The organism is Polaromonas sp. SP1 (genome assembly GCF_003711205.1).
GTDB lineage: Bacteria > Pseudomonadota > Gammaproteobacteria > Burkholderiales > Burkholderiaceae_C > Polaromonas.
Map to the genome: position 1 here is coordinate 4,461,990 of NZ_CP031013.1, position 13,274 is coordinate 4,475,263.

Consider the following 13,274-nt stretch of genomic DNA (forward strand, 5'->3'; position numbering starts at 1 on the left):
GCCAGCAAGCCTACAACGCACTGGGGCAATAAAAAAGGACGGCCTTGGCCGTCCCTTTTTGACCACACACACGCCCGAAACCGGGGCGTATGTGATTGAGCGCTTACTTAAGCGTAAGCTTTTTGCCGCCTTACAGCGAGTAGTACATGTCGAATTCGATGGGGTGGGTCGCCTGGCGCAGGCGGGTCACTTCACCCATCTTCAGTTCAATGTAGGCGTCGATCATGCTGTCGGTGAACACACCGCCCTTGGTCAGGAAGCTGCGGCCCACGTCGAGCGCGTCCAGCGCCTGGTCCAGGCTGTGGCAAACGGTTGGCACTTTTGCATCTTCCTCGGGCGGCAGATGGTACAGATCCTTGGTGGCGGCTTCGCCGGGATGGATCTTGTTTTCCACGCCGTCCAGGCCGGCCATCATCAGGGCCGAGAAGCCCAGGTACGGGTTCATCAGTGGATCAGGGAAACGCGCTTCGATACGGCGGCCCTTCGGGTTGGCGACGTAAGGGATGCGGATCGATGCCGAGCGGTTTTTGGCCGAGTAAGCCAGCTTGACCGGTGCCTCATAACCAGGAACCAGGCGCTTGTAGCTGTTGGTGCCGGGGTTGGTGATGGCGTTCAGGGCGCGGGCATGCTTGATGATGCCGCCGATGTAGTACAGGGCGAAATCAGACAGGCCGGCATAGCCGTCGCCGGCGAACAGGTTCTTGCCGTCTTTCCAGATGGACTGGTGAACGTGCATGCCGGAGCCGTTGTCGCCCACGATGGGCTTGGGCATGAAAGTGGCGGTCTTGCCGTAGGCGTTGGCCACGTTCTGCACCACGTACTTCAGGACTTGCGTCCAGTCGGCGCGCTGAACCAGCGTGCTGAAACGGGTGCCGATTTCATTCTGGCCGGGGCCGGCCACTTCGTGGTGGAACACTTCGACGGGGATGCCCAGCGATTCGAGGATCAGGGCCATCTCGGCGCGCATGTCTTGCGTGCTGTCGACCGGGGGAACCGGGAAGTAGCCGCCCTTGACGGTCGGGCGGTGGCCACGGTTGCCGCCTTCGAGCTTGGCGCCCGAATTCCAGGGGGCTTCGTATTCTTCGATCTTGAAGAAGGTGCCCGACATGTCGGTGTTCCAGCGCACGTCGTCAAAAATGAAGAATTCCGGCTCAGGGCCGAAGTAAGCGGTGTCGCCCAGGCCGGAGGCCTTCAGGTAGGCTTCTGCGCGCTGTGCGATGGAGCGCGGATCGCGGTCGTAAGCCTTGCCGTCGGCAGGCTCGAGCACGTCGCAGCTCATGAACAGCGTGGTTTCTTCAAAGAAGGGGTCGATGTTGGCCGTCTTGGGGTCAGGCATCAGTTGCATGTCGGAGGCTTCAATGCCCTTCCAGCCGGCAATGGAAGAACCGTCAAACGCGTGGCCCGACGTGAATTTATCTTCGTCAAAGTGGGACACGGGCACGGTGACGTGCTGCTCTTTGCCCCGGGTGTCGGTGAAACGGAAGTCAACGAACTTGACTTCGTTTTCCTTGACCATTTTCATGACGTCTGCGACGGTCTTTGCCATCAAAATCTCCTGTTGCTGGATGGGTGGTTGAAAATTCTCTTCGGGCTTGTTGAATGCACTTTTTGTGCCAAAGCCATTGGCTGCCCAGATTGACGCCAAGCCTCGGATTGTGCCGTTATCTGGCTTCAGTTCCCGCCTTGGGCGGGCTGAAAACGCAAAAAACACTCCGCGGTAACGAATGCACCATTAAAGTGCATCACCATAAAAGCGCCAATTTGGTGCAAAAAGTCAGCGCACCAATTCGGGGCCAAATTTCAGGTCGAATTGATGCAGCCCGGCCAGCATGGCTGGATAGGCCAGGTTGACCGCTTCCGGCGCGCCTTTGACGCCCAGTTCAATATGGCGGCCGTATTCGGGGTGGTCCACGCTGGGCAGGCTGAACACTTTCACGCCGGCATGCGCCGCTTCAATATCGAGCATCAGCGGCGTAAGCATGGCTTCCATGGACCCAAAAATGATCACCGACTTTTCGGTGTAAGGCGACTTTTGGTGCAGGTGGGCGTACTGCTGGTCCAGCACCCATTCGATCATCGGCCAAGCCATCACCGGGAAGCCCGGAACGAAGTGAACCGCGCCCTGCCCCGCCCGGCAGGTAAAACCGGGGATCTTGTTGTACGGGTTCGGAATGATCTCGGCGCCTTCCGGGAACACGCCCATGTTCAGGCGGTGGATGTTGTCGTCGCGGTCGGGCTCATAAGGGGTGCCCTGCTCTTTGGCCACGTCGGCCATGCGCTCCAGGATCAGGGTTTTGGCCGTGGGATGCAACGCCAGGCCAACCCCCAAAGCCTTGGCCGCGCATTGCCGGGTGTGGTCGTCCGGCGTGGCGCCGATGCCGCCGCAGGAAAACACCACGTCGCCGCTGCCACGCGCCGCCGCAAAGGCGCGCGCCAAAGTGGCCGTGATGCGTGCCGGGTCGTCGCCCACGTAATCGGCGTAGGCCAGCTGCAGGCCGCGCGCGCCCAGCAGTTCAATGGTTTTGGGCAGGTGTTTGTCGGCGCGTTTGCCCGAGAGGATTTCGTCGCCGACGATGATGAGGCCGAAGTGAGAGGTCATGTTGGGTGAGTTCAGGGCAGAGGTATGTCAGGCTTGCCGCCCAACGTGCCGAAGCTGGGGGCGGGCCCGGGCAGGGCTTCGGGCGCCAGCTCGGTTGCTATTGATTTGATAGCGTCCTGTGCAAGCGGATCGGGGGTCAGGGCATTGTTTTTCTTGCGAAGCTGCTCCAGCGCGGCCAGCGTGTAGTGGGCAAACCAGAGCGAGGAAAAGGCAAACACCAGCGTGTAGATCCAGATCGCCACCGGCACCAGGATGGGCGCCATGGCCACAAACATCGCGCCCGAGGCCCAGATCAGGCTGGGCGCGGCGCCCAGGTAGCCGCTGATGACGCCGATGGCCAGCAGCGGCGCGCGGTGCTCTTTGAAAATCTGGCGCCGCTCTTCGCTGCTGGCGTGGTCGACCAGCGCATCGTAGGACATGACGCGGTACGTGAGCCAGCCCCAGATCAGCGGCGGCAGCACCAGGATCAGCGGCGGGATCAGCCACAGCGGAATCGACACGGTGAGCGCCACCGCGGCCAGCGAGGTTGAGCCCAGCGACCAGAACAGGCTGGCGACCATCGAGCCGCCCTGCTTGCGTTCAAGCTGCGGAAAGCGCCGCTCGGCCACCAGCGCCACCATGGCCGGCGTCATGAGGATGGCCACAAAAAGCAGCGCGGTGATCACGATGACCGGAATCGCCATGAAGAGCAGCAGCGCCGGCGCCAGCACCATGCGCAGCCCGCCCAGGCCCAGGGTTTCGAGCCAGCGGACCATGGTGTTGACGAGTTCGTAGTTGCCGAGCTGGGAGCGGATCGCTTCGACCGCATCGCTCCAGAAGAAGTACCCCAGGCCCAGGGAGATCGCTCCCATGATGATCAGGGGCAGCACTGACAAAGCGATGACCCGTGGGTGAAGGCAGTACATCGCGGCGCGCCAAAAAGCGTCAAGGAGTTTGCTCATGCCGAAAGGATACCCTTACTTAACGGCAGGCAGATTGCACGTTCAGGCTTTGCCGAAGAGGCGCTTGAGGCCAATCCATTGTTGCGACCAAAAGCCTTTGCCGTATTGGCGATTGGCTTCGACCTGGTCGCGGATACCGGTCGGGTCATAGCGCTGCTCAAAATTCACCGTACCAAACAACATATCCCACCAGGGCAGCAACACGCCAAAGTTGTGGCCACCCAACCTGACGGCCCCCACGCTTTTCACTTCGTGTAATGCGCTGCCCCCCGAGGGGGCTAATTTTCCTTGGGGCGGCCCGGCGGAAAATTGTCCGTCCTGCGCTGGTTTCACCTTGACCGGCGTCTCATGCCCAATGCCGATGCTGTGGTGCAGCCTGTGAAAGCGCGGGCTGACCCACAGGCGCTCGCCGATGCGGCCGAACCACAGGCGCACATTGGCGTGCTGAAAGCTCTCACTGAGCTGGGTGAACGCGACGATGGCCACGAACTGGCCGGGCGGCACGCCGATAAGCTGGGCCACCAGCACGACGATGGCGTCGACCAGGATGTCGTCGAGCAGGTGGTTGCGGTTGTCGCTCCACATCGTCATTTGCCGCTGCGCGTGGTGCAGCGAATGCAGGCGCCACCACCATTCGATCTGGTGCTGGCCGCGGTGCGTCCAGTAGGCGACAAAGTCAAACACGACGAGGTACATCAGCAGGCTGACGACCGCGTGGTCGGTGACGCCCGGCCAGAGCTGGTCGAGGTGGAAGGTGCCGTAGCCGGCGGTGCGCAGCGCGCCGAAGGCTTCGTCGAACCACGGATCGAGCGTGAAAAAAAGCGCGAGGCGGAAAAAGCCCAGCCGGTGGATCAGCGTGTACAGCACATCGGTGCGGATGGTGGCGCGGTCCGTCACCGGCTCTACCGGCCGCCAGCGCTGCAACGGGCCGATGATGGCCAGCAAAATCAACACCTGCAGCACCCCCACCATGAACCAGGCGGTGGCGCCGTAGCCGTCTTCCAGCAGGTTGCCCATGCCCAGCGCAAACATGACGGGCTGCACGGCCGCTTCAAACAGCCATTGCTGCGCCGTCGAAAAAATATCGCTGAACCAGTCCATGGGCTTTATTTTGCAGGCTTGGCCGGGGCGGAGCCGGCTTGCGCGTCAATCCACGCCTTGTACTGGGGGTGTTCGCGCAGGGTCTGGAAACAAAAGCCGCGCGCCTGCAGGCCGGTGATCAGCGGCTCCAGCACCTTGGGCGCCCACGGGTCCTTGCGCGACCAGATGCCCAGGTGGGCCAGCAGGATGTCGCCGGAGCGCACATCACGCAGCGCCTTCTTCAGCAAAAAGTCATTGGGGTATTTTTCGCTCGCCAGCTCGTCACCCAAAAAGCCGGCGGGCGACCAGCCCACGTGCTCATAGCCGCAGGACTTGGCAGCCGCCAGCAGCGCAGGCGAGGTCTTGCCGCCCGGCGCCCTGAAGAGCGGCAGCGTTTTCTTGCCGGTGATGGCTTCGAGCCGCCTGGCGGATTTGCCGATTTCTTCGCAATACTGCGCCGCCGACCAGGTGAACTCCTTGCCCTCCAGCGGGCCCGCCGACGGCCGCATCCTGAACTGCTGCTGCGCGCCGGGCGCAGCCGGCACATCACCGCGCCAATAGACGTGGTCCCAGGTGTGCGAGGCGAACTCATGGCCTTCCGCCGCCCGCGCCTTCCACCACGGCGCCCATTGCGCGCCCAGGCTGCCGTCGCCTTCCTGTGTGCGCTCGTTGGCCGCAAAAAACGTGACCTTGACCTGGTGTTTGTTGAGGATCTCGGCCATCAGCGGCGCGACGGCCATGTGGCCGGTGTCGAGCGTGAGGTAGACGGGTTTGCAGGCAGCGGCTGCCGGCTGCACCGGGCCCTGCATGACGATTTTTGGGTCTTTTGTGCCTGCAGCCCAAGCGGGGCATGCGCAGGCAGCTATTAAAACAATAGCAGGCAGCAGGGTTGAGCGAGCCTGCCCGGCCCGCTCAAGCCGCTTACCGGGGTGCGTGGTCGAGGGTCCAGACACCATGGGGGCTCTTTCCAACATTCACCTGGCGAACGATCTTGCGCGTCGCCACGTCGATCACCGTCAGCTTGCGCGCCCAGCGCGAGGTCACCAGTATCTGCTTGCCGTCGCGGCTCACGTCGATGCAATCGGGGCCGCCCGGTGCGGGGTAGTTGTCGACGACTTCCAGGGTTTGCAGGTCGATCTTGCTGATGCTGTTGGCCACGCGGTTGCTGACCAGCACATGGCGCTTGTCGCCAAAGGCGCGGAAGGCATGCGCGCCGGCGCCGGTCTTGATGGTCTTGGTGCGAACCGGCTGCGCGCCGCTCACGTCATACACCTCGACCGCGTCGCCGCCCGTCAAACCCACCAGCATGAATTTGTCGTCGGCCGTGCCGTACACATCGGCCGGGATGGAGCCGGTTTTGGTGCGCCACTTGACGGCCTGCGTAGCCAGGTCGATGGAGATCAGCTCGTCGCTGTCCTGCATGGTCGAATAAATCGTGGTGCTTTTGCTGTCTATCCACAAATGGCTGGGCGTCTTGCCGGTGGCCACACGTTTGGCCAGCGTGATCTCTTTGCCGTCCCACTTGTAGATGTCGATGTGGTTCAGGCGGTTGGCGGCCGTGACGAACCACCTCATGTCGGGTGAAAAGCGCAGCTGGTAGGGGTCGAGGATGCCGCGGATGGTGCGCTGCACTTCGGCGGTCTTGGGGTCGATGAAGGTCAAAGAGTCCGACAGCGCGTTGGCGACGATGACCGACTTCTCGTCGGGCGTGAGGTACAGGTGGTGCGGCTGCTTGCCGGTGGCGATGCGCCGGGTTTCCGTCCAGGTCGCGGGGTTGATCACGCTGACGGTGTCGTCCAGCGAGTTGAGCACGAAGACGGGGCTGGACATGGCGGCGGACGCGGCAGGCGCAACAGACGCAGAAGCGGCCCGGGAAGGCGCCGATGCGGCCTGGGGAGGGGTCTGGGCCGTGGCGGTGAGGCACATCAGCAAACCGGTCAAGACACACAGCCGGGGAGCGGCTAAATAGGCGAAAACATTCACAAAAACAGTCTTTCTACGTGCAACCGGTTAGTGTAGCGGCGCGGGCTTGGGGCATGCCCCTAAAAGCCCCCAAATGCCCTCCAATGCTGGCAATTTCCGGCCCCTGCAACACCCAATGCGCCAAACACCCGGTTCGTTTACATCCTTTACGATGCTTCGATGAACCTGACAAGCGAGTTGGTAGAGATCAAGGGTGTGCGGCTGGAGACACAGCGCATCGCCGGTCGGGCCGATTTGGCCCCCATCGTTTTTTTGCACGAAGGCCTGGGCTCGATCGCTTTGTGGACGCAGCGCGGCCTCGGTTGGCCCGAGGCCGTGTGTGCCGCCACCGGCCGGGCGGGCATCGTGTATTCGCGGCGCGGCTACGGGCAGTCAGACCCGGTGCCCGATGTACGCGGCGAATCCGGTGAATCGGGCGGCCGACGCACCGGCCGGCTGCTGCCCGACTACATGCACCGCGAAGCCTGGGATGTGCTGCCCGCACTGCTCGAAGCCTTGCAGATCCACAACCCGGTGCTGCTGGGCCATTCTGACGGCGCGACCATCGCCCTCCTCCACGCCAGCCGGCACCCGGTGGCGGCATGCATCGCGATGGCGCCGCATGTGGTGGTGGAAGACATTGCGGTGCAGGCGATTGCCCAGGCGACCGTGGCCTTTGAATCGGGTGGCCTGCGGGAACGGCTGGCGCGTTACCACGCCGATGTCGACGTCGCCTTCTGGCAATGGAACGATGTCTGGCTGTCAGAGGCGTTTCGCAGCTTTGACATCCGCGAAGACTGCCGCCGCATCAGCGCGCCGCTGCTGCTCATTCAGGGCCTGGACGACGAATACGGCACGATGCGCCAGCTCGATGAAATCGCCCTCGCGGCGCCGCATGCGCAGCAACTGCGGCTGGCAGCCTGCGGGCATTCGCCGCAGCGCGACCAGGCCGGCCAAACGGTGGAGGCAATCACCGGTTTCCTGAAAACCGTGGACTGAACCCGTTCAATGCCGGCGGGCGATTTGCTATATTTTTGATAGCTACCAGCCCAGTCGGTACCTGGGCTGGAGGCCGATTTTGCTGAAATTTTTCTGCCGGCAGGCGCAGCCGGAAAATCGCTCAGCCAGCCTTCACTTCGACGTGATACGCCGCCCACGGACACCACGCAAAACGCTCGGGCAAGGGCTTGGCCATCACGTCGGCAAAGCGGTCGGCGTCATACACCGCCCACAGCGGGCCCAGCCCGCCCAGCGACAGCGGCTGGCCGTCGATGTGCGTGGCGACGATGGGCCGGTATTTGCGCAGGTCGGCTGCGGTGATCTGCGCGGCGTAGCCGTCGATGGCGCGCACAAACACGGTCATGCCGTCCTTGAGCGTCACGCCGGCGGCCTTGAGCACATCGGCCAGCAGCGGCCCTTTGAGGCTGTGGGCCTGGCTGTCGTACTCCAGCGTCGGCTTGATGGTGACGGCCGGCATCGCGGCGATGGCGGCGAAGTCAAAGGCATGGGCCTTGTCAAAGCCGACTTTCTGCTTGGCCAGCAGCTGGTCGAGTTTCGGGTCCAGCGCGCCGCGGTTGCCCGCGCCGATCAGGCCGCTGACCGTCAGGAGCACCGGTCCGCGCACGGACTTGGGGGCGTGCTGCGCCAGGGCAAATGTGGGGGCGGCTACGGCGCCGGCAGCGGCGGCACCCAGGAATCGACGGCGTTGGTTCATGCTTTTCCTCCGGTTGATGTGTCGGTGATGAATGGGCCTCTGAGCTGGCAGCGTAGCGCTTTGTTCAGGCTTTCGGAACAGGCTTGGCCGAGATGCTGGCCATGTCTTCGGCCGTCAGCCAGCGCCAGCCGCCGGGTTTCAGGTCGGCCGGCAAGTCCAGCGTGCCGATGCGCGAGCGGTGCAGGCCGGCGACGTCTTCCACCCGGTTGCCCACAGCGGCAATCATGCGCTTGACCTGGTGGTATTTGCCTTCGGTCAACGTCAGGCTGAGCTGGTTCTCGCCGGTTTTTTCACAGGCGGCGGCGCGCACGGGCTTGGGGTCATCGTCCAGCACCACACCGGCCAGCAGTTTGGCGATCTGCTTGTCGTCCACCGGGTGCTTGGCACGGACCTCGTACACCTTGGGCACATGGTGCTTGGGCGAGCTCATGCGGTGGATGAACTTGCCATCATCCGACAGCAGCAAGAGGCCGGTCGTGTCCTGGTCCAGCCGGCCCACCGCCTGCACACCCGCTGCCGCGCCGCCGCCGCGCTGGCGTATCGGCGCCGGCAGCAGCGTGTAAATGCTGGGGTAGGTGCTGGGCTTTTGCGAACACTCGTAGCCGGCCGGCTTGTGCAGCATCAGGTAGGCCTTCTCGTGGTACTCCCACGCCGTGCCCTGCACCGTGAAGCGCAGGCCATCCGCTATAAATTCCATAGCAGGGTCTGTACACGGGGAGCCGTCTACAGCCACAAAACCTTGTTGAACCAGCCCCGCGCACACGCGCCGCGTGCCAAAGCCCTGGGAAAAGAGAATTTCTTGAATTTGCATGCTTGCCATGGGGCGTATTGTCGCCGGGAGCCCGAATCGGGGCGAGCCCGGGCAAAGCCCAGACTGGTTACGCCCTGGGTTGGTCCAGCACATTGACGGCTTCCCGAAGCTTGTCAATGTGGTCGTCGCCTCTGAGCGCCGCACGCCAATAGAAAGTGTGGCTGCACAAGCCGAAGCGGCGCCGCGTGCGCACGGGAACGTCTCTGACGCCTGCGCCAAACACCCCGGCCACAGGCCCACCCACCAGGTCGCCCCACAGCAAGGCTCTGCACGGGAAGTACAGATTGGTCCATCGTGTGACCGCAAATAACGCGGCATGGTGCAGCACCTTGCGTGAGAGTTTTTTGTCGAAATAGCGGAAGCTGTGCACGTCCTGACCTTTGGAGCGCCTGACTTCAAGTACCGGCGGGCATTGCGCGTACTCGCGTTCCTGAAACTTCGCGCTCAGGGCTTTCTGGTCGCGGGCCAGCAACAACGGGGCGTGGGCGAGCGGGCTGCCCAAAGTGACGAAGTCGCTGACTCGCCAGGTATGGCCATTGGCGATACTTTCCCGCAGGCATGCGCGTTGCGCGTCATGAAAGACTTCTGCTGCGACGTCCTCTCCCCCGGCGGCCCTGACGGTCAGCGCCTCCATGTCGTCAAGCGCCTGATCCACCCCGCCGGGAGATGTTTTCTCGGCGTTCCACTCGCTCCAGGCATACGACAGGATGTCGTAGGCGATAACCGTTCCCAAACTGTGGCCGACCACCACAATCCGGTCGTATCCGCGTGCATGCAAGTCCTTGAGCACCCGCAAGCCGGCCGACCGTATGGAATGGCGCATCTGCACATTGGCGGCTGCCACGTGCAGGTAGCGCGCCGCATCGCCCACGATCTGCCTTGCCAGGAAGGCGATAACCGGCAACAACACGATGCTCACGGCAAGTGAGAGCCAGGCCGGCACCGAGACAGAGAACGTCCAGAAGCCGTCCCCCTGGCTCTTCAGGAGGCAATATCCGAGCGCCAGGCCGCCGGAAAGCAGCACCAGGGTCCAAAGCACCCAATAGGCCGGCCGCAGTTGAGGCGGAACACGCCCGGGAAGGCGGAGCAGCAAGGTGGCGAGCCAGGCCAGAACGTGCTTCAACTCGGTCCCTTTCATGAGGTGCGCCCAATAGAACTCAAAAAAATCAGTGCGCTGGCCACTCTTGTTTTCGCCGGTCGTCAGCCGCCTCAATTCAAAATCTTCCGACAGCGGATACGGTTTGCTCCAGATCGCCTCTGCACCGGGGCCCGGCCGATGGACGGAAGTGTCTTTGCTCCACACCTCCCGGGCAAAGCCCCTCAAAGTGTCCATTGGCCGTTGTTCGCCGATTCCGTGAATCAGCAATAGTGCTTGTCTGCCCATGCCCTCTCCTCTGTTGATGAACCAAGGATAGCTTCCCGTCGCTGCATCGGCGTCCTGCATACGAAGGGGCGCAAGGACAATGCAGCGCGCCCGATCAGTCCGGCCAAGCAGGCCGGGCCCCTAAAAAGCCCGGAGAGTGCGTCGAACGTGGCCAGAATTGCCACTTTGGCCGTATCGAGCCACACCGGCCACCTGGGCGGGCGTTTTCAGCCATGGCACCCTCAAGTCCAGCCAGATCGCCGGGCGTGTTGACTGCGGTCAAGCACTTCCGGGCCGTGGCGTCCTATGATCTTTTTCGGGAAACGGTGAAAAAAAGACAACCCGAGCAATACAGACCGATCAAGACATCATGGAATTCGAAATACCGGAATCCCTGGCCAACACCTTGCTGGGGATGATCAACGCCGAGTCGCCGCTGGCCAGGCGCCTGAGCGAGCACGGCATGTCGCGCGGCAAACGTGTGGTGCCCAGCCGCCTCTTTGACCTCCCTACGCTGAACACGCTCTACGGCCTGTGCCGCGCGGCCAACGAGCGCGAGCTGATGTTCCAGATGCTGGCGCTGGACAACATCCACGCCGCGCCGGCCGCGCGCAAAATCCCCAGCCTCGAGCTGCTGATCCCGGGCCTGATCGCCTGGCTGTCGCGCGACATGATCGACGGCTGGCTCTACAAACGCGGCAAAGACGGCGTGTTGCTGCCCTGGCTGGTGCATTCGATGCGCCATGTGCAGCCGGCCGACGGCTCGGCCTACGTGATCATCGGCCTCCTGGCCAACACCGTGCAGGCCGCCGGGCGCGAGCCCATCACCGACCCGCGCATGCGGCGCACCGGCATGACTTACGGCATCAGCTTTTATGCCGACGACATCAAGGACCACACCATCCCCGAGCTGATGACGGGCGACGGCTTCTACAAGGAGTGCGCCGAGTTCAAGGCCGAATACGAAGCGCACGCCAAACGCTTCAGGCAGCTGCAGCCCAGGTTCGGCGCGCAGTTCACCATATCGGGCTCGGCCTGGATGCCGGACGACAGCCCCCGCCCGCAACTGGAATGCCGGCGGCTGCAGGCCGGCACCACCGCCCGCTGCGTGAACGACGAGGAACTGCTGGAGCGGCAGTTCGACACCACGGCCGACGCAACGTTCTGGCGCGAAAGCGGGATTGCCGAGGGCTTTGAGCGCGTGCCGCTGCACTGCTACCTGCACCTCTTTCACCTGGACTGGCACCGCAATCTGTGGGTGCATGTGCAGAACGTGCGCGAGTACCGCTACAAGCCGGAGCTGCGTGACAAGCTGGTGCTGCCGCAGGCGCACCGCGACCTCATCGACATCCTGACGGCCGACCGCAACTTCCTGATGGAAGACATCGTCGAGGGCAAGTCCGGCGGCACCACCATCCTGTGCAAGGGTGCGCCCGGCCTGGGCAAAACGCTGACGGCCGAGGTGTATGCCGAAGTCGTGGGCAAGCCGCTGTACCGCGTGCATTCGGGCCAGCTCGGCGTGACGGCCGGTTCTGTCGAAGCCAACCTGTCGAAGATTTTGCAGCGCGCGGCGCGCTGGGATTCGGTGCTGCTGCTGGACGAGGCCGACGTCTACATCCGCCGCCGAGACAACGACCTGCAGCACAACGCCATCGTGGCGGAGTTTTTGCGCACGCTCGAATACTTCAACGGCCTGCTTTTCATGACGACTAACCGCGTGGCCGATATTGACGACGCCATCTTGTCGCGCTGCATCGCCATCATCCAGTTTGAAACACCGACCCGGGAGCAAGCCGTGCAGCTGTGGAAATCGCTGGCGGACCAGTTTCACGCCGAGCTGCCGGATGGCCTGGTGGAGCGGCTCACGGTGACGTATGCCGCTGCCAGCGGGCGCGACATCAAGGAGCTGCTCAAGCTGACGTCCAAGTTCTGCAAGGGCAAAAACCAGCCGCTCAGCGAGGACGCTTTCGCCCAGTGCGCGGCTTTTCGCAGCATTGGCAAGGCACCCTGAGGCCGCACACGATGGTTGACGTATCACTTCTGGGTGAGCGGCTCCTGGGCCGGCTGAGCTTTCGCCCCGGCGCCGCGCCTGACCAGCCGCCCTGGCCGGTTGGCCGGCACACGCTGGGCCTTTCGCAGGAGCGGGACGCCGTGCTGATCGTGCCCGAGGGCCTTGAGCCGGGGAAGCCGGCCGCCCTGCTTGTGATGTTCCATGGCGCGGGCGGCAGCGCCGACAAGGTGCTTCCCTTCGTCATCGCGCATGCGCGGGAGCGCGGTTTTTTGCTGCTGCTGCCGCAGTCGCAGTTTCCGACCTGGGACATCGTGATCGGCGGCCACGGCCCCGACCTGGAACGCCTGGACAAGGCCTTGGGCGAAGTCGCCTCGCGGTACGCCATAGACCCCGCGCATTTGGCGTTTGCCGGTTTTTCCGACGGCGCAAGTTATGCGCTGTCGGTGGGCGTGACCAACGGCGACGTCGCCAGCCACGTGATTGCCTTGTCCGGCGGCTTCATGTCAGTCTTCACGCAGGAAGGCTCACCCCGCATCTTCATCGCGCACGGGCTGCAAGACGAGCAGTTGCCGATAGAGACCAGCGCCCGCCCCCACGCCGAAAAACTCAAGGCCGCGGGTTATGACGTGACCACCATCGAGTTCAGGGGACCGCACCGCATCGAGCCGCCGGTGGTGGCGCTGGCGATGGAGTTTTTCCTCGGGCCGCTGGCGCCGCCGGGGCAGAAATGACAAAGCCGCCGGCCATGGGTGCATGGACGGCGGCCGTCTTGTATGGTGGGCTGGGGTCTACT

12 protein-coding genes are annotated in these 13,274 nt (G+C 63.4%); 3 read left to right on the plus strand and 9 right to left on the minus strand.

The features are described from left to right. Nucleotides 1-130: 130 nt before the first annotated feature. From glnA to DT070_RS20980, 6 genes are all read right to left on the minus strand, one after another. Entirely contained in the window at nt 131-1,546 is a 1,416-nt protein-coding gene (gene glnA, locus DT070_RS20955) for a type I glutamate--ammonia ligase (protein WP_122957529.1), read from the minus strand. Nucleotides 1,547-1,774: 228 nt separating this feature from the next. Further along, nucleotides 1,775-2,599 (minus strand): molybdopterin-binding protein, encoded by an 825-nt coding sequence (locus DT070_RS20960; protein WP_122957140.1) that lies wholly within the window; start codon nt 2,597-2,599, stop codon nt 1,775-1,777. A gap of 11 nt (nt 2,600-2,610) precedes the next feature. Further along, nucleotides 2,611-3,540, minus strand: coding sequence for an EI24 domain-containing protein (locus tag DT070_RS20965; RefSeq protein WP_122957141.1), 930 nt, complete (start codon nt 3,538-3,540; stop codon nt 2,611-2,613). 42 nt (nt 3,541-3,582) lie between these two features. After that, on the minus strand, nt 3,583-4,641 hold the full coding sequence (locus tag DT070_RS20970; RefSeq protein WP_122957142.1) for a sterol desaturase family protein: 1,059 nt from the start codon (nt 4,639-4,641) through the stop codon (nt 3,583-3,585). Between the two features lie 5 nt (nt 4,642-4,646). Further along, the gene (locus DT070_RS20975) at nt 4,647-5,576 is read right to left on the minus strand and encodes a polysaccharide deacetylase family protein (RefSeq protein ID WP_122957143.1); all 930 of its coding nucleotides are present in this window, start codon (nt 5,574-5,576) and stop codon (nt 4,647-4,649) included. Further along, nucleotides 5,542-6,450 (minus strand): selenium-binding protein SBP56-related protein, encoded by a 909-nt coding sequence (locus DT070_RS20980; protein WP_240642556.1) that lies wholly within the window; start codon nt 6,448-6,450, stop codon nt 5,542-5,544. Before DT070_RS20980 ends, DT070_RS20975 begins: the two co-directional genes overlap by 35 nt. A 312-nt stretch (nt 6,451-6,762) precedes the next feature. On the opposite strand from DT070_RS20980, the gene DT070_RS20985 reads away from it, so the two are divergent. Further along, a complete protein-coding gene (locus tag DT070_RS20985) occupies nt 6,763-7,581 on the plus strand; it encodes an alpha/beta fold hydrolase (protein WP_122957145.1) in 819 nt (272 codons plus the stop codon). A gap of 121 nt (nt 7,582-7,702) precedes the next feature. On the opposite strand, the gene DT070_RS20990 is transcribed toward DT070_RS20985, so the two are convergent. From DT070_RS20990 to DT070_RS21000, 3 genes are all read right to left on the minus strand, one after another. Then, nucleotides 7,703-8,296, minus strand: a complete 594-nt coding sequence (locus tag DT070_RS20990; protein WP_122957146.1) for a molybdopterin-dependent oxidoreductase — start codon at nt 8,294-8,296, stop codon at nt 7,703-7,705. A 64-nt stretch (nt 8,297-8,360) separates the two neighbouring features. Beyond that, entirely contained in the window at nt 8,361-9,107 is a 747-nt protein-coding gene (locus DT070_RS20995; protein ID WP_122957147.1) for a pseudouridine synthase, read from the minus strand. Between the two features lie 67 nt (nt 9,108-9,174). Beyond that, a complete protein-coding gene (locus tag DT070_RS21000; protein ID WP_122957148.1) occupies nt 9,175-10,551 on the minus strand; it encodes a hypothetical protein in 1,377 nt (458 codons plus the stop codon). A 289-nt stretch (nt 10,552-10,840) separates the two neighbouring features. Between DT070_RS21000 and DT070_RS21005 the strand changes: the two genes are divergently transcribed. Together DT070_RS21005 and DT070_RS21010 are read left to right on the plus strand one after the other, a co-directional pair. Further along, entirely contained in the window at nt 10,841-12,481 is a 1,641-nt protein-coding gene (locus tag DT070_RS21005; RefSeq protein ID WP_122957149.1) for an AAA family ATPase, read from the plus strand. 11 nt (nt 12,482-12,492) lie between these two features. Beyond that, nucleotides 12,493-13,212, plus strand: coding sequence for an alpha/beta hydrolase (locus DT070_RS21010; RefSeq protein ID WP_122957530.1), 720 nt, complete (start codon nt 12,493-12,495; stop codon nt 13,210-13,212). Nucleotides 13,213-13,274 lie beyond the last annotated feature (62 nt).

Excerpts from the sequence above, each read along its gene's own strand:
- glnA (WP_122957529.1), bottom strand. The coding sequence starts at position 1,546 with ATGGCAAAGACCGTCGCAGACGTCATGAAAATGGTCAAGGAAAACGAA.
- DT070_RS20960 (WP_122957140.1), bottom strand. The coding sequence starts at position 2,599 with ATGACCTCTCACTTCGGCCTCATCATCGTCGGCGACGAAATCCTCTCG.
- DT070_RS20965 (WP_122957141.1), bottom strand. The coding sequence starts at position 3,540 with ATGAGCAAACTCCTTGACGCTTTTTGGCGCGCCGCGATGTACTGCCTT.
- DT070_RS20970 (WP_122957142.1), bottom strand. The coding sequence starts at position 4,641 with ATGGACTGGTTCAGCGATATTTTTTCGACGGCGCAGCAATGGCTGTTT.
- DT070_RS20975 (WP_122957143.1), bottom strand. The coding sequence starts at position 5,576 with ATGGTGTCTGGACCCTCGACCACGCACCCCGGTAAGCGGCTTGAGCGG.
- DT070_RS20980 (WP_240642556.1), bottom strand. The coding sequence starts at position 6,450 with ATGTCCAGCCCCGTCTTCGTGCTCAACTCGCTGGACGACACCGTCAGC.
- DT070_RS20985 (WP_122957145.1), top strand. The coding sequence starts at position 6,763 with ATGAACCTGACAAGCGAGTTGGTAGAGATCAAGGGTGTGCGGCTGGAG.
- DT070_RS20990 (WP_122957146.1), bottom strand. The coding sequence starts at position 8,296 with ATGAACCAACGCCGTCGATTCCTGGGTGCCGCCGCTGCCGGCGCCGTA.
- DT070_RS20995 (WP_122957147.1), bottom strand. The coding sequence starts at position 9,107 with ATGCAAATTCAAGAAATTCTCTTTTCCCAGGGCTTTGGCACGCGGCGC.
- DT070_RS21000 (WP_122957148.1), bottom strand. The coding sequence starts at position 10,551 with ATGCAGGACGCCGATGCAGCGACGGGAAGCTATCCTTGGTTCATCAAC.
- DT070_RS21005 (WP_122957149.1), top strand. The coding sequence starts at position 10,841 with ATGGAATTCGAAATACCGGAATCCCTGGCCAACACCTTGCTGGGGATG.
- DT070_RS21010 (WP_122957530.1), top strand. The coding sequence starts at position 12,493 with ATGGTTGACGTATCACTTCTGGGTGAGCGGCTCCTGGGCCGGCTGAGC.